Consider the following 17334-nt stretch of genomic DNA (forward strand, 5'->3'; position numbering starts at 1 on the left):
TGAGGCTAACGCCGCATTAGTATCCATACAACAGCATTTGAATATCTTAACAGCCCGGCATCGAATGCGGTCGGGCGTTTCTGACCTCGCCACAGCCCGTACAACCGCCGCCCCCACCTGAGCAGGAGAGACATGACCGCTACCCACCCCTCGGACGCGCGATGGCTGATTGCGGCTGACATCGGCGGTACGTTCACCGATGTCCTGGCCCTCGGCCCCGACACCCGGATCGTGCCCATGAAAGTGCTCTCCACCCCACCGGACTTCGGCACCGGCGTCATCACGGGCGCCACGGCCGCGCTCGATCAGTCGGAGGCGCAGCCTGGGCAGGTCGCCGCGGTGCTGCACGCCACCACCGTCGCCACCAATGCCATCTTGGAAATGCGGGGCGCACGAACCGCGTTGGTGACGACCCGGGGATTCCGCGATGTACTCGAGATCGGCCGGCTGCGACGACCGACGCTCTACGACCTCTCATGGACCAAGCCAACGCCCCTGGCGAGGCGGCGCCACCGCTACGAAATCGATCATCGGATCCTGGCCGACGGCACGATCGCCCGCCCGGTGGCCGCGGCCGAGGTGGCGGCGCTGGCTGAGCGACTTCGTGCCGACGATATCGGCGCGGTTGCGATCTGCCTGCTCAACTCCTACGCGGCTCCGCAGGTCGAACGCGAGGTCGCCGGCCAACTCCGGACGCTGCTGCCCGACGTGTATGTGACTGCATCGGTGGATATCTCGCCAGAGATGCACGAGTACGAGCGCAGTAGTACCGCGGTGGTCAACTCCTACGTGGGCCCGGTGGTGCACCGCTACGTCACCGAGCTGGGGCACAGTCTGCGCTCGCAGGGCATTGCCGCGCCGTTCTCCATCATGCAGTCCTCCGGCGGGCTCCTGGACGCCGAAACAGTGGTGGAGCGCCCTGTACAGATCGTCGAATCCGGACCGGCAGCCGGAGTGATCGCCGTGCAGAAACTGGCGCAGCTAATGGGGCTGGACAACGTCGTGGCCTTCGACATGGGAGGCACCACCGCCAAGGCCTCACTGATCGAGAACCGGCAACCGTTCGTCGCCAACGACTACGAGGTGGGCGGCGGCATGAACATCAGCCGCGGCATGGGCAAAGGCGCCGGATACGCGGTCCGAGTGCCTTCGATCGACATTGCGGAGGTGGGGGCCGGCGGCGGCAGCATCGTGTGGGTCGACGAGGCGGGGGCGCTGCACGTCGGACCGGAGAGCGCAGGGTCACGGCCCGGGCCCGCCTGTTACGGCCTGGGCGGAGACCGGCCCACGCTCACCGACGCCAATGTCGCCCTCGGTTACCTCAATCCCGACGCCCTGGCCGGCGGCCGCGTCGGCATCCAGCCCGACCTCGCGGATAAGGTGTTGGAACACGTTGCGCAGCAGATGAACCGCGACATCCGTGATGCGGCACGCGGCGCCTTCGAGGTGGCCACCTCGAGCATGACCAAGGCCGTCAAGGCGGTGACCAGCGAACGTGGCCGTGACCCCCGGGAGTCGATCATGGTCGCATTCGGCGGCGCCGGTCCCCTGTACGGCGCAGCGCTGGCCCGAGAACTGGGTATCCGCACCGTGATCGTTCCGGTCCACACCGGCCTGTTCAGCAGTCTCGGCCTGTTGGTCGCCGACACCGAATACCAGCTGGTGGCCCCGTTTCGTTCCGGACAGCTCGCCGAGGCGTTCGACGAGTTGTCTGCGGCGGTCACGGCCAAGCTCGACTGCACCACCGTCGAGATCGAGCGCATCCTCGACATGCGCTATCGCGGGCAACGTTTCGATCTGCGTATCCCGTTACCGGACGGCCCCGTCGACGACGATCTTCTCGGTGAGGCGTTCCAGGCGTTTCATGCCGAACACCGCAGGACCTACGGCCGCTCCGGCACCGACGACATGATCGAGATCGTCAACCTGCGTGTCCGCGGCTTCGTCCCCAACCCCGTCACCATCGACCGGGCGCTCACCGCAGACAGCATTCCCGGCTTCGACGAGACGACACGCGTCTGCCGGTTCACCGAAGACATTGCCACCCCCGTCATCTCGCGATTCCATCTGTCGGACCGACCGCGCACCGGTCCGTTGGTCATCGAAGACATGGATTCGACGACGCTGGTGCCACCGGGCGCCTCCGCACACCTGGACATGTTCAACAACATCCTCATCACCTGGGAGGCAGCCGAATGAACACAACCATCCGAAACGCCGCCACCTTCGAGGTGTTCCGTAACGCCGTATCGGGGCTGGCCGACGAACTGGCCATCACGATCCTGCGCACCGCGCACTCGCAGATTGTCGCCTCGAGCATGGATTTCTCGGCCGCACTGTGTGATGCACAGGGCCGGATCATCGCTCAGGCCAACACCTGTCCGGTGCACCTCGGCTCGATTCCGGACGCCATCAAGGCGGTGTTCGAGGAGTTCGGGGAGGCGTTCGGTGACGGCGACGTCTATCTGCTCAACGATCCCGACCGCGGTGGTATGCATCTTCCCGACATCTTCGCGATCGCGCCGGTCTTCACCGGCCCCGGCGGCCGGCTGATCGGATTCGTGGTGACTGTTGTCAACCACGCCGACGTCGGCGGGTGGGCGGCCGGTTCCATGGCCGTGCAATCGACCAACATCTTCGCCGAGGGCGTTCAGATCCCACCGTCGCGGATGATCGAGGCCTCGGTGGTCAACCAGACCTTCTACGATGTGATCCTGCGGAACGTGCGCGAGCCGGAACTGCTACGCGGCGATCTGGACTCCCAGCTGGCGGCCTGTCACGCCGGTAGCAACGGTATCCGCGCGCTGGTGCAGCGATACGGCATCGAGGAGTACGACCGTCTGGTCGACGAATTACTGAACTATTCAGAACTATTGGTGCGCAATGCGATCGCAAAGGCTCCCGACGGCGAATACCGGTTCCGGGACGCCATCGACGACGACGGCCTGGGATCCGGTCCCATCCCATTCGAGGTCACCGTGACCATCCGCGGCAGCGACATCGCCTTTGACTTCACCGGGTCCTCCCCCCAGGTCGCGTCCGCACTCAACGCCACCGCATCATTCACCCGATCCGCGTGCTACGCCTCCCTGCAGGGAGCGCTGGGATCCGACATCCCGGCCAATTCGGGGTTCTACCGACCCTTCACCTTCACCATCCCGGAGGCGTCGATTCTCAACGCCCGTCGTCCTGCCGCCAGGGGCGCCCGTGGGTTGGTCGCCTATCGCATCATCGACACCGTGCTGGGCGCACTCGCTCCGGCCTTCCCCGAACGCGTTCCCGCCGCCGGCGACGGCGGTCCGAACTGGGTGGCACTCGGCGTCACCGAACCCGATGGCACCTCGGTGGTCCGCTGGGACATTCTCTGTGGTTCCTGGGGAGCGACCCCCGCCGGTGACGGCAACGACGCCATCAGCCCTCTCGGCGCGAATCTGGCCAACACCCCTATCGAGGAGCTCGAACAAACCGGGCATCTGCGCATCGACGGCTATGGCTACCTCGCCGATACCGGTGGGGCAGGCCTATTTCGAGGTGGGCTGTCCACCTTCCGTGACATGACGGTTCTGTACGACCAGTCCACCATCCATGTTCGGTCCGACCGACGCACGTCAGCGCCCTACGGACTGGCCGGCGGTCACAGCGGTGCGTCCTCCCTCAATGTTCTCAACGTGGGCGCCGATCACGAGGAGCTTCTACCCTCGAAGTTCCACCGCAGCGTCGTCGCCGGGGACCGCCACCGGCAGGTCACCGCCGGGGGCGGCGGGTACGGCGACCCCCTGTCCCGTGACCCCCAACGGGTGCTCGACGATGTGCTCGACGGCAAGGTCAGCCGTGAAGGAGCCCAGCGCGACTACGGTGTGATACTCCGCGGCTCGCCGGCAGCGGTGGCTGCCGATGCAACCAGGGCAGAACGGGCACGGAGGACGCAGTGACCGTCGCGGATCTGGCCCCGGGTTCGCGACGCCTCAGACGTCAACCTGGATCTCAGCAGTCAGGTGGCCTCCGCGGTCGCGGCCTCGATGAGCCCGCGCATGTAGCCGACTGCGAACAGACGTCCCAGGACGCCGTAGCCCACCTCGGCCGGGTCCTCGCCGTAGAGCGTGGGCACGTGATCCGAGCGCATCAGGCCGTCGAAGCCGACGTCGCGGTAGGCCCGCACGCACGCGTACATGTCCGTCGGACCCGCATCATGCCACGTCTCGGTGAAGCGCTCCGCCACACCGTCGACATCACGGAAGTGCACGAAGAAGATCTTCCCTGCACCGCCGAATTCGCGGATCGCCGCCGGGATGTCGTCGGTCATCAGCCGGAAGTTACCCTGGCAGAACGTGATTCCGTTCATCTCACTCGGCGCGAGCTGGATCAATCTCCGGTACGCGCCGAGACTGGACATGATGCGTCCCACCCCGCGCAGCGGCGACAGCGGCGGATCGTCGGGGTGCATCGCAAGGCGCACGCCGGCGTCCTCCGCGGCGGGGATCACCCGGCGCAGGAAGTACTCGAGGTTGTCCCACAGCTCGTCGTCCGAGATCGGCCCCTGCGGGGTGGTCTCGGGTGACACCTCGCCGAGGTCGAAGCGTGTGACGACCGACCCGCCGCGCGAGGCCGATGTTCCCGTTCTCGCCCAGTTGAAGTCGGTCATCCACTCGTAGCACCAGACGGGGATCCCGGCCCGTCCCATGCTCGTGAGCATGGTGATGACCTGGGCGATCTCCTCGTCACGACCGGGTAGCCCGCGCTTGGTGAGGTTGAGCGGGGGCCGCCACTCGAGCACCCCGACATCGAGGTCCTGCTCGGCGTAACGGTCCCGCAGTGCGCACACGCTGGAGTACTCCCACGCCGGCGCCGCCCCGTCGCGGGCGCGGCCATCCACCGTGCGCCCGAACGACGCGACGGCGTCGGTGATTCCCGCTTGCCGCATGAGCGGCCACAAGTGCGTCTCCGCCCGGTCGAGCGGGAGGATCTCGGCGATCCTCACACCGTCATCCCCACGGGCGGTCGTAGCTCCACTCGCGGTCCCAGGCGCTGCTCTCCGGAAAGAACTGCGGATCGTCGGGATCGAGGTAGCGCATGAACATCTCCTCGTTGATGTCGCCGAAACCGAGACCCGGCGCATCGGGCACCGGGATGTAACCGTCGACGATGATCTGATCGGAGAGCCCTGTGACCAGCGAGCTCCAGTCCGGCACGTCCGCGGCGTGGAACTCCAGTGCCAGGAAGTTCTCGGTCGCCGCCCCGATCGCGACGCAGGCCATTGTCGCGATCGGCGTCGCTGCGAGGTGCAACGCCATCGGAATCCCGTATCCCTGGGCCAGGTCGCCGATCTTCTTGGTCTCCAGGACGCCGCCCGCCGACGCCGGGTCCGGGTGGGCGACGCGGATCGCCTGGGCGTCGAGCAGCGGCTTGAAGCCCTCGGCGAGGTAGATGTCCTCACCGGTGCACGTCGGCGTCGCGACCGACTCGGTGAGCTGGCGCCACTGCTGGGTGAACTGCCACGGGATCATGTCCTCCAACCATTCCAGTGCGTACGGTTCGAGGGCGCGTCCGAGCCGGATGCACGAGTCGACATCCATATAGCCGAAGTGGTCGGCGGCGATCGGCAGCTCGTAGCCCACGATGTCGCGGACGCGTCGTACGTAGTCGGCGATGTAGTCGACGCCGATCGGGGTGATGTGCGTGCCCGTGAAAGGGTGCATGGTGAACGGCAGATCCTTCGGATGCCGCTTGCGCTCACGCGGATTCGCGATGACGGCACCCGGAACGTCCCAGATCAGTGACAGCCCGATGTCCATCTTGAGCATCTTGAAGCCCCGCGCCTGACGCTCCAGCAGCGTGCGTGCCATCGCCTCGGGGTCGGGATCAGACACCGTGTCGGCGTAGACCAGGATTTCGTCGCGGTACTTACCGCCCGCGAGCATGTAGGCGGGAATGTCATACGCCTTGCCTGCCAGGTCGAGCAGGGCCATCTCGATGCCGGACACGCCGCCGCCCTGGCGACCGGGCCCGCCGAACTGCCGGATGCGGCGGAAGACCCGCTCCACGTTGCACGGGTTCTCACCCACGAGGCGGCTCTTGAGCATCAGGACAAAGCTCGCGCTGGACTGGTCGCGCGCCTCACCCCATCCGACCAGGCCCTGGTTGGTGTCGATGCGGATGATCGTGTGCCGCATCGGGACACCGGCGAGCTTGGCGATCCGGACATCGGTGATCCGTAGGGCACTCGAGCGCGCCCCGGTGTTGACGAAGTTCTCCAGCTCGGCGTCGATCATGTCAGTTCCCTTTCCTCAGTGTGGTTTTCGTCAACGGATCGCATGCTGTTCGGACGCTTTCCACGCCTCAAAGTCGGCCTGCACAGCGGGTCCCCAGCGCGGGATGTCGATCTCGGCGCTCGTGTAGGTACGGTCGGCGAGCCGGGATTTGCCGAAGATGTCACGCAGCCGCGTGTCCTCGCTGTGCGCGGCGACCGTCTCGGCGAGGTGCGGCGGGATGAACATGACCCCGTGACCCGTCGCAAGCACCACATCTCCCGGCAACACCGTGACGCCGCCGATGCGGATGGGGATGTTGAGACCCGCGATCGTGAGATCGGCGATGCCTGTGGGGTGGGATCCGCGGTGCAGAACGTTGATGTCGAGTTCGGAGATGCCGGCTGCGTCGCGGATCCCGCCCTGGATCACCGCGCCCGTCCCGGTCCGCGTTGCGACCGCCGTCGCCAGGTTGTCGCCGACGAACGTGCCACCCTCGATCTTGTCGAAGAGGTCAACGACCATCACGTCTGCGTGTTGCAGCTCTTCGACCACCCACCAGTTCTGTTTGACGACCTCGCCGCCCGAGCGTCCCTCCCCCCGGCCGGTGTCGAGCACCACCTGATCGAAGTCCGGACGGAACGGCAGGAACTGGGCCGTCACGGCGCGGCCGACGAACGACCGGCCGGGGTTGGTCTCGGTGAAGCCGCCGACGAACTGGAGCTCGTAGCCTGCGTGCCGCAGTGGTTTCCACGCCTGCTCGACGCTGATGCCGCGGAGGCGTTCGAGCACCTCGTCGCTGACGCGGGGGCGCCCGTTGGCGAAGCGCTCTCCCTCCCACAGCGGTGTCAATGCCCGGGCCTCGGCCTCAGACGGTTCGATGCGCATGTTCTTTTTCCTTTTCCGTGATGGGCCGCGGGGTGGCGACAGGTGTACCGGCGCGGGAGTGACCCGCCTCCGGGTCGTACAGATGGCAAGCGACCGTGACGCCGTCGCGTTCGACGGCGATCGGGCGCCTCTCCGAGCACACGGCCTCCGCGAACGGGCAGCGCGCGGAGAACGGACACGCGTCGACCGCCACGTCGGGGTTGTCGGTGCCCTGCGTCGGGGTGGCATGCAGCCGCGACTCGCGCTTCTGCCGCTGCAGCGCCGGATTGGGTATCGGCGCAGCGTCCAGCAGAGCGCGCGTGTAGGGATGCAGCGGCGTGCGGCTCACGCGGTCGGCGGGCCCCTGTTCCATGACGCGGCCGCGATAGAGCACGACGATGCGGTCGGAGATGTTCTGGACGACGGCGATGTCATGCGAGATGAACAGGTACGCGACACCGAGTTCGCGCTGTAGTCGTTTGAGCAGATTGATGATCTGCGCCTGCGTCGACACATCGAGCGCGCTGACGGACTCGTCGCAGACGATGAGCTTCGCGCCGGTTGACAGTGCACGGGCGATGGCGATCCGCTGCCGCTGTCCCCCGGAGAACGAACTGGGGTAGCGCCCCGCCGCATCCCGCGGCAGCGAGACCCGGGAGAGCAGGTCCTGCACCAGCTCCGAGGCCTCTTTCTCGGACATCCGCTTCGTCACCTGCAGCGGCTCCTGCAGGATCCGCCCGATCGGCATGGCGGGGTTCAGCGAGCTGTAGGGATCCTGGAACACCACCTGGAGGTCTTCGGCGAGCCGCGCGCGGTTCTTGCGGGACAGGTGCGCGATGTCGCGCCCTTCCAAGACGATCGACCCGGTCTCGACGTGCGCGAGCCCCAGCACCGCCCGCCCGATCGTCGACTTGCCCGATCCGGATTCCCCGACGAGCCCGACGGTTTCGCCTTGCCCGACCGCGAGGTCGACACCGTCGATCACGCGTTTCCACCGGCGGCCGCGGCCGCGGTAGGCGACCCGCAGATCGTCGATCTCCAGCAGATCGGCACGGGACTGTTCGCTCATCAACCCACTTCCTTCGACGCACCGACAGCGGCACCCGCGCCGGCCAGCACAGGCGGACGCAACTCCAGCTCGTCGCTGCGGATGCACCGCACAGCGTGCGTGGCGGCGGTGGTATGCAGCGGGATCGGCGCCGCTCGGCATGCATCGGTCGCGAATTCACAGCGCGCCGCGAACCGGCAGTGCTCCGGCCAGTCGACGGGTAGCGGCACACGGCCGGGTATGCCCTGGAGCTCACTCACGGCGTCGAGCACCGGCGTCGATGCCATCAACGCGGCCGTGTAGGGATGTCGGGGCGCCTCGAACAGCGGATCGACGTCGGCCTCCTCGACGATCTCACCTGCGTACATCACAATCGTTTTGGTGCAGATGTCCGCCACGACGCCGAGATCGTGGGTGATCAGCAGCAGGCCCATCCCGATCCGCTCCTGCAGGCTCCGCAACAGATCGAGGATCTCCGCCTGCACGGTCACGTCCAGCGCCGTCGTGGGCTCGTCGGCGATGAGCAGGTCGGGATCACCGCTGAGGGCGATGGCGATCGCGACACGCTGGGCCATGCCACCCGACAGCTGGAAGGGAAAGGAGCGCAACACTTCCGGGATGCGCGGAATCCCCACCAGGGCGAGCAGTTCGGCCGAGCGCTTACGCGCCGCGGCACGTCCGAACCCGTGGCTGCGCAGCGCCTCGCGCAGCAGGCTGCCCACCGTGAAGCTGGGATCGAGCGCGACCATGGGCTCCTGCGAGATCAGCGCGACGGTCTTTCCCCGAAGTCGGTTGAAGGCTTTGGGGTCTGCGGTGACGTCCTGGCCGTCGATGGCGAGCTGCCCGGAGACCACACCGGGTTCGGGCACCAGCCCGATGAGTGCCAGTCCCGTCATCGTCTTGCCGCAGCCCGACTCGCCGACCAGTGCGACGACATCCCCACGCGAGATCGAGAACGACACACCGCTCACGACCGGCACCATCTCGCCGTCGCGCGGGAAGGAGACCGTGAGGTCGCGCGCTACCGCAAGAACCCCATCTTCGTGCGGAATGGCGGTGGTGGGACCGGTGGGCGCAGCGGCCTGACGTCGCCGGCGTGCCGGCCGGGAGTCCGGGGCGCTCGACCGTGATGCGTACAACTCGTCGCGGAGGTAGTCCCCGAGCATGTTGAACGCCAGGACCGTCAGGATGATCATGACACCCGACGGGAAGAGCAGCCACGGCTGCATGCTCATGACACGAGCCGCCTCGGAGATCATCCCGCCCCAGTTCGGTGCGGGCGGCGGGGCGCCCAGACCCAGGAAGCCCAGACCCGCCTGCACGACGAGAGCGGTTCCCAGTGCGGCCGATCCCTGAATGACTACGGGTGCAATGACGTTGGGCAGCACATGGCGCCAGAGGATCCGAGTCGACGACAGACCGGCGACCTTCGCGGCGTCGACGTACAACTCCTCGCGCACGGCCTGGGTGGAGGCACGAACCAGACGGATGAAGGCGGCAGACATGAGAACACCGAGGACGATCATCGCCGCCCAGATGTTGTTGCCCATGACCGTCGCGACCGCGAGCAGCACGAGGATTGTGGGAAGCGTGATGAGGATGTCCTGGATCCAGTTGATGACCGCGTCGACGACGCCGCCTACGTACCCGGCGAGGAGGCCGAACATCGTGCCGAGCACGATCGCGATCACCACGGCCAGGGTCGCGCCGAGAATGGTCTCCCACCCTCCGTAGAGAAGCCGCGCCAGCACGTCCCGCCCGAGTCCATCGGTTCCCAGCAGGTGCTCGAAGCTCGGCGACTGCAGTGCGTTCGACAGGTCCTGCTCGAGCGGCTGCCCGATGTCGAAGGCCCGGAACAGGATGCTCCCGACGAGCACGAGGACGGTCCAGGCCAGACACAGCACGGCACCGGGCTGGCGCAGTAGGCGTCGGGTGACTCCCGGCCCGCGACGGTCGATCGGATCTGCCACGGGTGCGGTGACATCGGGCTCGGTGCTCATACCCTGACCTTTGGATTGACGGCGGAGTTCAGCAGGTCCACTACGAGGTTGATGATGACGACGGCGACGGCGGTCACGACGAGGACGCCGAGCACGACGGGAACGTCGTTGCGGGCCAACGCGGTCATGGTGAGCTGCCCGAGACCCGGCACCGCAAACACCTGCTCCACGATGATCGAGCCCCCCGAGAGGTTGACGAACTGGATGCCGAGCGTCGTCAGGATCGGCACGCCGGAGTTCTTCAGCGCGTGTTTGTAGATCACCGACCGCTCGGGGATGCCCGCCGCCCGCAACGTCCGGACGTAGTCGCGTCCCAGGTTCTCGATCATCGCCGAGCGCGTCTGCCGGGCGATCGAGGAGATCGCAACGGTCGCAACGGCGATGACGGGCAACCAGAGGTGCTGGAGCCACAGACTGGGATCGGCGTCGAGGGGGACGTAACCGGTGGCGGGCAGCAGCGAAATCGTGAGGGCGAAGGCGAGCACGAGCATGAGTGCGAGCCAGAAGTTCGGGATCGCGAGCGCGACGACCGTGCTACTGACCAGCACGCGATCCAACCGCCCACCGCGCACGGCGGCGATGACGCCAATGGGCACGCCTACCAGCAGCGAGAGCAGCAGGGAGAGAACAACAATGGACAGCGTGACCGGCGCCGAGGCGAGGATGCCCGACAGCACGGTTTGGCCGTTGTGCCAAGAGGTTCCGAGGTCGCCCTGCAGGAGCGCACCCAACCAGTCGAGGTAGCGCTCGACAAGCGGGCGGTCGAGCCCCAGGCTTTCGCGGATTGCGGCAATGGTCTCGGGGGTGGCGTCCTCCCCGGCTTTCATCTGCGCGATGTCCGCCGGAAGTGAGTTGAGGAGCAGGAAAGCCAGTGACGAGACACCGAACAGCATGGGCACCGAGTACGCGAGGCGCTTCACGGCGTAGAGGAGCATCGGTGATCCGTTCTCTCCGGATGGTCGGGAGGAATTCGCTCGGCTGTCCGACTGTGTGACAGCGCGGACAGCCGAGCGACGGCTCAAGGCTTGGTGAGGCCTTCGAGGATGTACGGGCCCCCGTGGCCGGGGAGCACCGTGATGTCGGCGACCCGGTCGGGGTGGTAGTACGTCAGCGAGTTGACGTAACCGACCCGCAGGCCGTAGGCGTCCTCGACGGAGATGCGCGCGATCTCGTTCATGAGGTCGACCTGCTCCTGCCCACCGGAGTTCACCATCCGGTCGTAGAGAGCGCGGATCTCGGGGACCTCGTAGCCGCGTTGGTTCGTCGCACTCGCGGGTCCCAGCCACAGGTTGGCGGGCGTGGCGAAGGAGTCCGCGAGGCCCAACGCCGTTGCGCCGGCGTCGTACTTACCGATGTCGGTGTTTGCCGTCTCACCGGGCGGGCGGACGATGAGGTTCATCGTGACGCCGACCTCGGAGAGGTTGCCCGCGACAGCTTCTGCCAGGGGCTGGTCCTTTCCCAGAGTGACTGCATCGAAGGTGAACCCGTCCGGGTAACCCGCTTCTGCCAGCAGTTGGCGAGCCCGCTCAGGGTCGTAGTCGTAGTAGTCCAGCAGCGACTCGTCGTACCCCGGCCCGCTGCCGGGCGTGAACGCGAGCGCACTCGGGGTGCCCTGACCCTGGAAGACGGTATCGATGATGCTCTGCCGGTCGACGGCGTAGTTGAGCGCCCGGCGCACGTTGACGTCGGCAAAGGCGGGGACGTTCACACCTTCGATGTCCCACAACGAGATTCCGTTGGAATTCTGTGGGCGCGAGAGGATCTCGAGATCACCATTCGACTCCGCTGCCTCGAAGTTGCTGCCGTTGCCGTAACCGACGTCGACCTGCCCTGACACCACCGCGTTGAACATCGCGTTCGCGTCGGTGTAGATCTTCAGCTCGAGGGTGTCGAATTCGATCCGGTCGGCGTTCCAGTAGTCCGGGTTCTTCACGTAGGTGTAGGTGTTGTCGATCACGGTGCGTCCCGGATCCAGCGTGTAGGGGCCCGCTCCGACCGGATTGATGCCGAGGTCGCCCGCTTCGATCGACTTCGGGCTGGGAACGGCGCCCATGTGCCCGACGAAGAACTTGGTCAGACGCGGATCGGGACGGCTGAGTTCGAGCGTCACGGTGAGCGGATCCTCCACGACGACGTTCTCGACGGCGCTGAGGTTGCTGTAGGGCGCGTCCTCGGCGCTGCGTGCGTAGTCGAGCCACGTCTTGACCGCCGCCGCGTCGTAGGGCTCACCGTCGGTGAACGTCATGTCGGGGCGGATCTTGAAGGTGAGCGTGGTCGGGTTCACCCATTCCCACGATTCGGCCATGCCCGGGCGCTCGTTCCCGTCGGCGTCACGTTCGATGAGTGCGCCGTACAGGGCGTGGATGTGCGCGCTGGCCTGCGCACCCGCGATCGCGTACAGCGGATCGTAGGTCTCGGTCGCGAAGGCGTAACCGATCGAGACGGTCGAGTCGTCGCCGCTGCCACCGGCGCCGCCGGTGGTGTCGGTGCCGCCGCACGCGGTGAGCCCGACGGCGAGCGTCGCCGCAGCGAGCAGCGCGCCGATCCTCCTCATCCCTCGGAGAGTTACGGGGGGTGATGAACTCTTCATTGACTTCATTCCTTTGCCTGGTGGGGGTTGTTGCAGGTCAAGCTTTTTCAGTAACCCTTGGCGGGATCGACGACCCCGACGAGCGGCCGGCCCTCGGCGAACCGGATCAGGTTGTCGGTGACGCGATGAACGAGTTGGGGCATCAGCATGTCCAGCGGGTTCGCCGAGTGCGGCGTGATGAGGCAGTTGTCCAGTGTCCACAGCGGATGGCCGTCGGGCAGCGGCTCCGGGTCGGTGACATCAAGCGCGGCCCCGCCGATGCGGCCCTCCTGCAGTGCCTCGACGAGGGCGGCTGTATCGACGATCGCTCCCCTGCCCACGTTGACCAGAATCGCCGTCGGCGCCATCAGGTCCAACCACTCCCGCGAGATGAGGCCGCGGGTGCTCGGGGTGAGGGGGGCGGCGACCATCACGATGTCCGCTTGCTCGATCGCAGCCTCGCGGACCATCGGTTTGCCGGTCGACATGTCCGTCACGCCGCCGCGGCCAGCGGCGAGGATGCGGGCTTTGAACGGCTCGACGAGCCGGATGAACTCCCGCCCGATCCCACCGCGGGCGCCGAGGAGCAGCACCGTTGATCCGTACAGATTCCGGCCTTGGGCACCGGTCCACGTCGTCGCTCGCGCGTAGCGGGCCAGCCCGCGGGTGAGGGCGAAGGTCAACGCGAGCGCGTGCTCCGCCACCGCTTCCGAGTAGGCGCCCTTGGCGCTGGTCCACATACGGCCGTCGTCGAACATGCCGGTGGGTGCCCACGCGTCGGTGCCAGCGGCCCCCAACTGAACCCATCGCACCTGGGGCCCCTGTTCGAGCACCTGGCCGAGCCGCCGATGATCGGATCCCCGCCAGACCACGACGTCGGCGCCGGCCGGATCGTCGCTGACGGTTGCGCCTGCGGCCTCGACTGCTGCGACCAGCGGAGGTAGCGGCGTCGGCCCGACGTGAACGGCCACCGCGTTCATGAGGGATCTCCTGTCGTCGGCCGGCCCGCTGCCCGCCCCGCCGCGGCGGCGGCAATCGCGAACGAGACGGCACCGGGGTCGGGCGTGCCGATCGAGGCATCGCCGTGGGTGCGGGAGCGCCCCCGCCGTGCGGTGAACGTCGCGGTGTGTTGCGCGCCGGCGTGTGCGACGTCGGCGGCCGCAATCCAAGCGGTGTCGAGGGGGTCGGCCGCGGTCGTGCGCTCCCGGAGCGTCTCGGCGAACGGGATGAGCGCGTCGACCATCGTCTTGTCGCCGACCTGCGCGCCGCCGCGTTCGACGATCGCCGAGACGAACGCATGAACTGCCGCTACCGCGAGCGCGGTGGACGACGGCTGATCGTCGCTGGCGACGGTGGCCGCCGCCTGCAGTCCCGCACCCCACAGGGCTCCGGAGGTTCCCCCGCCGACGTCGGACCATGCCTCTGCGGCGGCCGCCAGCACGCTGCCCGCGCCGGCCCCCGCGGCCACAGCCGTCTGCGCCGCGGTCAGTGCGGCCGACGACCCGCGCTGCATGCACGCCCCGTGATCGCCGTCGCCCGCAACGGCGTCGAGCTCTCCGAGTTGTGCGGCGTGTGCGGTCAGACTCTCGGCGATGTCGCCGAGCCGGTCGCAGATCAGGGCTGCGAGCTGCTTCGATTCCACACTCGCGGGCCGGGTGGGTGTCTGCGGCTCGCGCTCGGGTGGCGCACCGTGCGAGATCCCGGACGCGGCCACGGGGCCGGTTTCTGCAGGTATTTCTCCCCGGGTGAAGGCCGCGGTCCGTGCCGGGGCCTGCCACAACTCGGCGAGCTCGTCGTCGAGGTAGGTCAACGACAGCGACAGACCCGCCATGTCGAGGCTCGTCACCAGCTCGTCCACAACGGGCGCTACCAGCGTCATGCCTGCGTCGCGGAGGCGGTGCGCCACGCGGCCGAAGACGACGTACAGCTCATCGGGTGTGGTTGCGCCGAGTCCGTTCACGAGCACGGCGACACGCCCGCCGACCTCGGGCGCACGTTCGCCGAAAAGCGCATCGACAAGGAGATCCGCTGTCGCGTCTGCGGTTTCGAGAGGGCGGGACTCGAGACCGGGCTCGCCGTGGATCCCCAGCCCTACCGTCATGACACCCTCGGCGATCTGCACTCCCGGTGCGGTCGCCCCCGGGAGGGTGCATCCCGTGAACGCCACGCCCAGCGTTCGGGTCGCCCCGACGGCCTTTCGGGCGATCCGCTCGACACCGTCCAGGTCGTCGCCCCGCTGGGCAGCGGCACCGACGATCTTGAGCACGATGAAGCTGCCGGCGATACCCCGGCGGCCGCCCTCGACGTCGACGGGCGTGGCGATGTCGTCGGTGACCGCCACCGTGCGGACGTCATAACCCTGCGCTTGCAGCCGACGCGCAGCTTCGCCGAAGTGCAACATGTCGCCCGAGTAATTGATCGGCACGAACAGAACGTCGGTTCCGCCCGCGGCGGCGACCGTCACGTCGACGATCTGGGAGGCCGACGGTGACGAGAAGACGTTGCCCGCGACCGCGCCGCTGCCGATTCCGGGGCCCACCCACCCGGCGAAGGCCGGATGGTGGCCCGAGCCGCCGCCCATCACAACCGCGACGCCCGCGTGACCGGCGGACCGCACGACGCCTGCGCCGGGGACCAGTCGCACGAGCTCGGGGTGCGCTGCGGCGAAACCCGCGAGGGCTTCGCCGGCGAACCGCGCAGCGTCGTTGACAAGGTGGGTCACGCAGCACTCCTTTGTGCATCGGATGGGTTCACACGGCGGGGCCGGGGAGGCGTCAATCGTCGTAGGGCAGCGGGTTTTTGGGCGGTGAGTCGGGATGCGAGCCGATCCGGCGATCGGCGTTGAGCGTCCCGATCGCCGCCATGTCGTCCTCGGTCAGGGCGAAGCCGAAAACGTCGCGGTTGTCAGCGATCCGTCCCGGGTTGGATGATTTGGGGATGGCGACGTTGCCGAGCTGGATGTGCCAGCGCAACACGATCTGCGCGACCGAGCGGCCGTGCCGATGAGCGATCTCCACCAGCGTCGGGTCGCTGAGCACCTGGCCCTGGCCGAGCGGGCTCCACGCCTGGGTCACGATGCCCTTGCTGCGGTGGTATTCGCGCAGTTCGTGCTGCTGCATGTGCGGGTGCAACTCGATCTGATTGACCACCGGGGTTTCATCGGACTCGGACGCGAGCAGTTCCAGATGCTTGACGAGGAAGTTCGACACCCCGATCGACCTGACACGTCCCTGGGCCTTCAGCTCGACCAGGGCCCGCCACGTCTCCGGGATCTTGCCGAGATGCGCCATGGGCCAATGGATGAGGTAGAGATCCACGTGGTCGAGACCCAGCCGCGCGAGGCTCTTGTCGAAGGCGGCGAGGGTCCGGTCATATCCGTGGTCGGTGTTCCAGACCTTGGTCGTGAGGAACACCTCCTCGCGGGGCACTTCGGAGTTGCGGATGCCGCGTCCGACGCCGTCTTCGTTGCCGTAGGTCGCCGCCGTGTCGATCGAGCGGTAGCCGGCCGTCAGTGCGGTGCGTACCGACTGCTCCGCGTCATCGGAAGGCACCCGCAGGACGCCCAACCCGATCGTCGGGATGCTGTTGCCGTCGGCGAGCGCCGTGCGCTCCTCGCTCGTCGTGGTCCGCTCTTCCCGCATGCGGCGGCACTCCTTCGGATTGCAGATGAGTAGGTGACATCACATGACGTTTGTATCGTGATGTGGAACACTGTTGCATGTCGTGAGACGACGGTAATCTCACCGCCGGAAGGCTGTCAACACCCCATTTTCAGAAAGGTCGGCGATGCGATGACAAAGGTGGAGGAGCGGCAACCAGTGGCCGCGGGCACCTCGAACATGCTCCTGCGCGGGCTCACTGTCCTGGAAGCGGTCGCACGATCGTCCAGTCGACGGGGCATCGGCGTCACCGAGATCGCAATCGAGACGGCTCTCGACAAATCGACCGCATCACGCATCCTGGCCTTTCTGCGGGATGCCGGCTACATCCGCCAGGACGGCTACCGCCGGTACCGGCTGACCAACAAACTCAGTCAACTCTCGGCCGGATACTCCGACATCGAGGACCTCATCTTGGTCGCGCGACCTCATCTCGAAGAGCTGCACGCCGAGTTCGACGAAGAGATCTACCTGGCTGTGCTCGACGGCGGCCACATGCACTTCGTCGACTACATCGCCTCCACTCGGGTGGTCCGCTCGAATCTCTCGAAATCCGAACGTCTTGTCCATGAGACCGCGGCAGGACGCGCGGCGATCGCCCTCCTGGGGTCAGACGAGCGACAGCGCGCACTCACACTGTCGGCGGCTGCGGCGAACATCGAGTTCTCCGCTGCCGATCTCGCGGCGATCGAGCGCGAACTCGACGAAGCCCGCGATCGGGGCTGGGCGGGCCACGACGCAGGAGATGAGGTCACCCGATTCGCCGCGCCGATCGTCGACAGCGGCGGCGTACCGCTGGCCGCGATGTGCATCTCCGGGCCGAGCTTCCGCGTGGACCCGCGGTCGGCGGAGTTCTCCGCAGCTGTTGTGCGCGCCGCCCGGCAGACGAGCGAGGAGTTCGGGTGCTCTCCCGCACCTTCTGCCGCGAACAACACCTGAGCTCCAT

General features: G+C 67.3%; 13 protein-coding genes. 3 read left to right on the forward strand and 10 right to left on the reverse strand.

All coding sequences use genetic code 11. From position 1 onward, the window contains the following. The first annotated feature begins 132 nt into the window (after nucleotides 1-132). A complete protein-coding gene (locus tag G6N58_RS07635) occupies nucleotides 133-2199 on the forward strand; it encodes a hydantoinase/oxoprolinase family protein (RefSeq protein WP_115279140.1) in 2067 nt (688 codons plus the stop codon). After that, entirely contained in the window at nucleotides 2196-3932 is a 1737-nt protein-coding gene (locus G6N58_RS07640) for a hydantoinase B/oxoprolinase family protein (RefSeq protein WP_163907978.1), read from the forward strand. The genes G6N58_RS07635 and G6N58_RS07640 overlap by 4 nt, the downstream gene beginning before the upstream one ends. A gap of 59 nt (nucleotides 3933-3991) precedes the next feature. Here G6N58_RS07640 and G6N58_RS07645 read toward each other — a convergent pair whose 3' ends face one another. From G6N58_RS07645 to G6N58_RS07690, 10 genes are all read right to left on the reverse strand, one after another. Then, nucleotides 3992-4978, reverse strand: a complete 987-nt coding sequence (locus G6N58_RS07645; protein WP_170314331.1) for a mannonate dehydratase — start codon at nucleotides 4976-4978, stop codon at nucleotides 3992-3994. A gap of 4 nt (nucleotides 4979-4982) precedes the next feature. Then, a complete protein-coding gene (locus G6N58_RS07650) occupies nucleotides 4983-6269 on the reverse strand; it encodes a mandelate racemase/muconate lactonizing enzyme family protein (protein WP_115279139.1) in 1287 nt (428 codons plus the stop codon). A gap of 30 nt (nucleotides 6270-6299) precedes the next feature. Beyond that, a complete protein-coding gene (locus G6N58_RS07655) occupies nucleotides 6300-7133 on the reverse strand; it encodes an RraA family protein (RefSeq protein ID WP_068919273.1) in 834 nt (277 codons plus the stop codon). After that, a complete protein-coding gene (locus G6N58_RS07660; RefSeq protein WP_068919274.1) occupies nucleotides 7114-8181 on the reverse strand; it encodes an oligopeptide/dipeptide ABC transporter ATP-binding protein in 1068 nt (355 codons plus the stop codon). The genes G6N58_RS07655 and G6N58_RS07660 overlap by 20 nt, the downstream gene beginning before the upstream one ends. Continuing rightward, entirely contained in the window at nucleotides 8181-10160 is a 1980-nt protein-coding gene (locus G6N58_RS07665) for a dipeptide/oligopeptide/nickel ABC transporter permease/ATP-binding protein (protein WP_115279138.1), read from the reverse strand. The genes G6N58_RS07660 and G6N58_RS07665 overlap by 1 nt, the downstream gene beginning before the upstream one ends. After that, nucleotides 10157-11095 carry an ABC transporter permease gene (locus G6N58_RS07670; RefSeq protein WP_115279137.1) on the reverse strand — a complete coding sequence of 313 codons (939 nt, stop codon included), beginning with the start codon at nucleotides 11093-11095 and terminating at the stop codon, nucleotides 10157-10159. Before G6N58_RS07670 ends, G6N58_RS07665 begins: the two co-directional genes overlap by 4 nt. An 83-nt stretch (nucleotides 11096-11178) precedes the next feature. Further along, the gene (locus G6N58_RS07675; protein ID WP_115279136.1) at nucleotides 11179-12714 is read right to left on the reverse strand and encodes an ABC transporter substrate-binding protein; all 1536 of its coding nucleotides are present in this window, start codon (nucleotides 12712-12714) and stop codon (nucleotides 11179-11181) included. An 83-nt stretch (nucleotides 12715-12797) separates the two neighbouring features. Beyond that, on the reverse strand, nucleotides 12798-13709 hold the full coding sequence (locus G6N58_RS07680; protein WP_197746403.1) for a D-isomer specific 2-hydroxyacid dehydrogenase family protein: 912 nt from the start codon (nucleotides 13707-13709) through the stop codon (nucleotides 12798-12800). Further along, nucleotides 13706-15451 (reverse strand): dihydroxyacetone kinase family protein, encoded by a 1746-nt coding sequence (locus G6N58_RS07685; protein WP_115279135.1) that lies wholly within the window; start codon nucleotides 15449-15451, stop codon nucleotides 13706-13708. Before G6N58_RS07685 ends, G6N58_RS07680 begins: the two co-directional genes overlap by 4 nt. A gap of 52 nt (nucleotides 15452-15503) precedes the next feature. Further along, nucleotides 15504-16370: an aldo/keto reductase gene (locus G6N58_RS07690; protein ID WP_115279134.1), complete on the reverse strand. Its 867-nt coding sequence runs from the start codon at nucleotides 16368-16370 to the stop codon at nucleotides 15504-15506. Between the two features lie 150 nt (nucleotides 16371-16520). Between G6N58_RS07690 and G6N58_RS07695 the strand changes: the two genes are divergently transcribed. Beyond that, the gene (locus G6N58_RS07695; RefSeq protein ID WP_163907980.1) at nucleotides 16521-17327 is read left to right on the forward strand and encodes an IclR family transcriptional regulator; all 807 of its coding nucleotides are present in this window, start codon (nucleotides 16521-16523) and stop codon (nucleotides 17325-17327) included. Nucleotides 17328-17334 lie beyond the last annotated feature (7 nt).

This window comes from Mycolicibacterium tokaiense, from assembly GCF_010725885.1.
Lineage (GTDB): Bacteria > Actinomycetota > Actinomycetes > Mycobacteriales > Mycobacteriaceae > Mycobacterium > Mycobacterium tokaiense.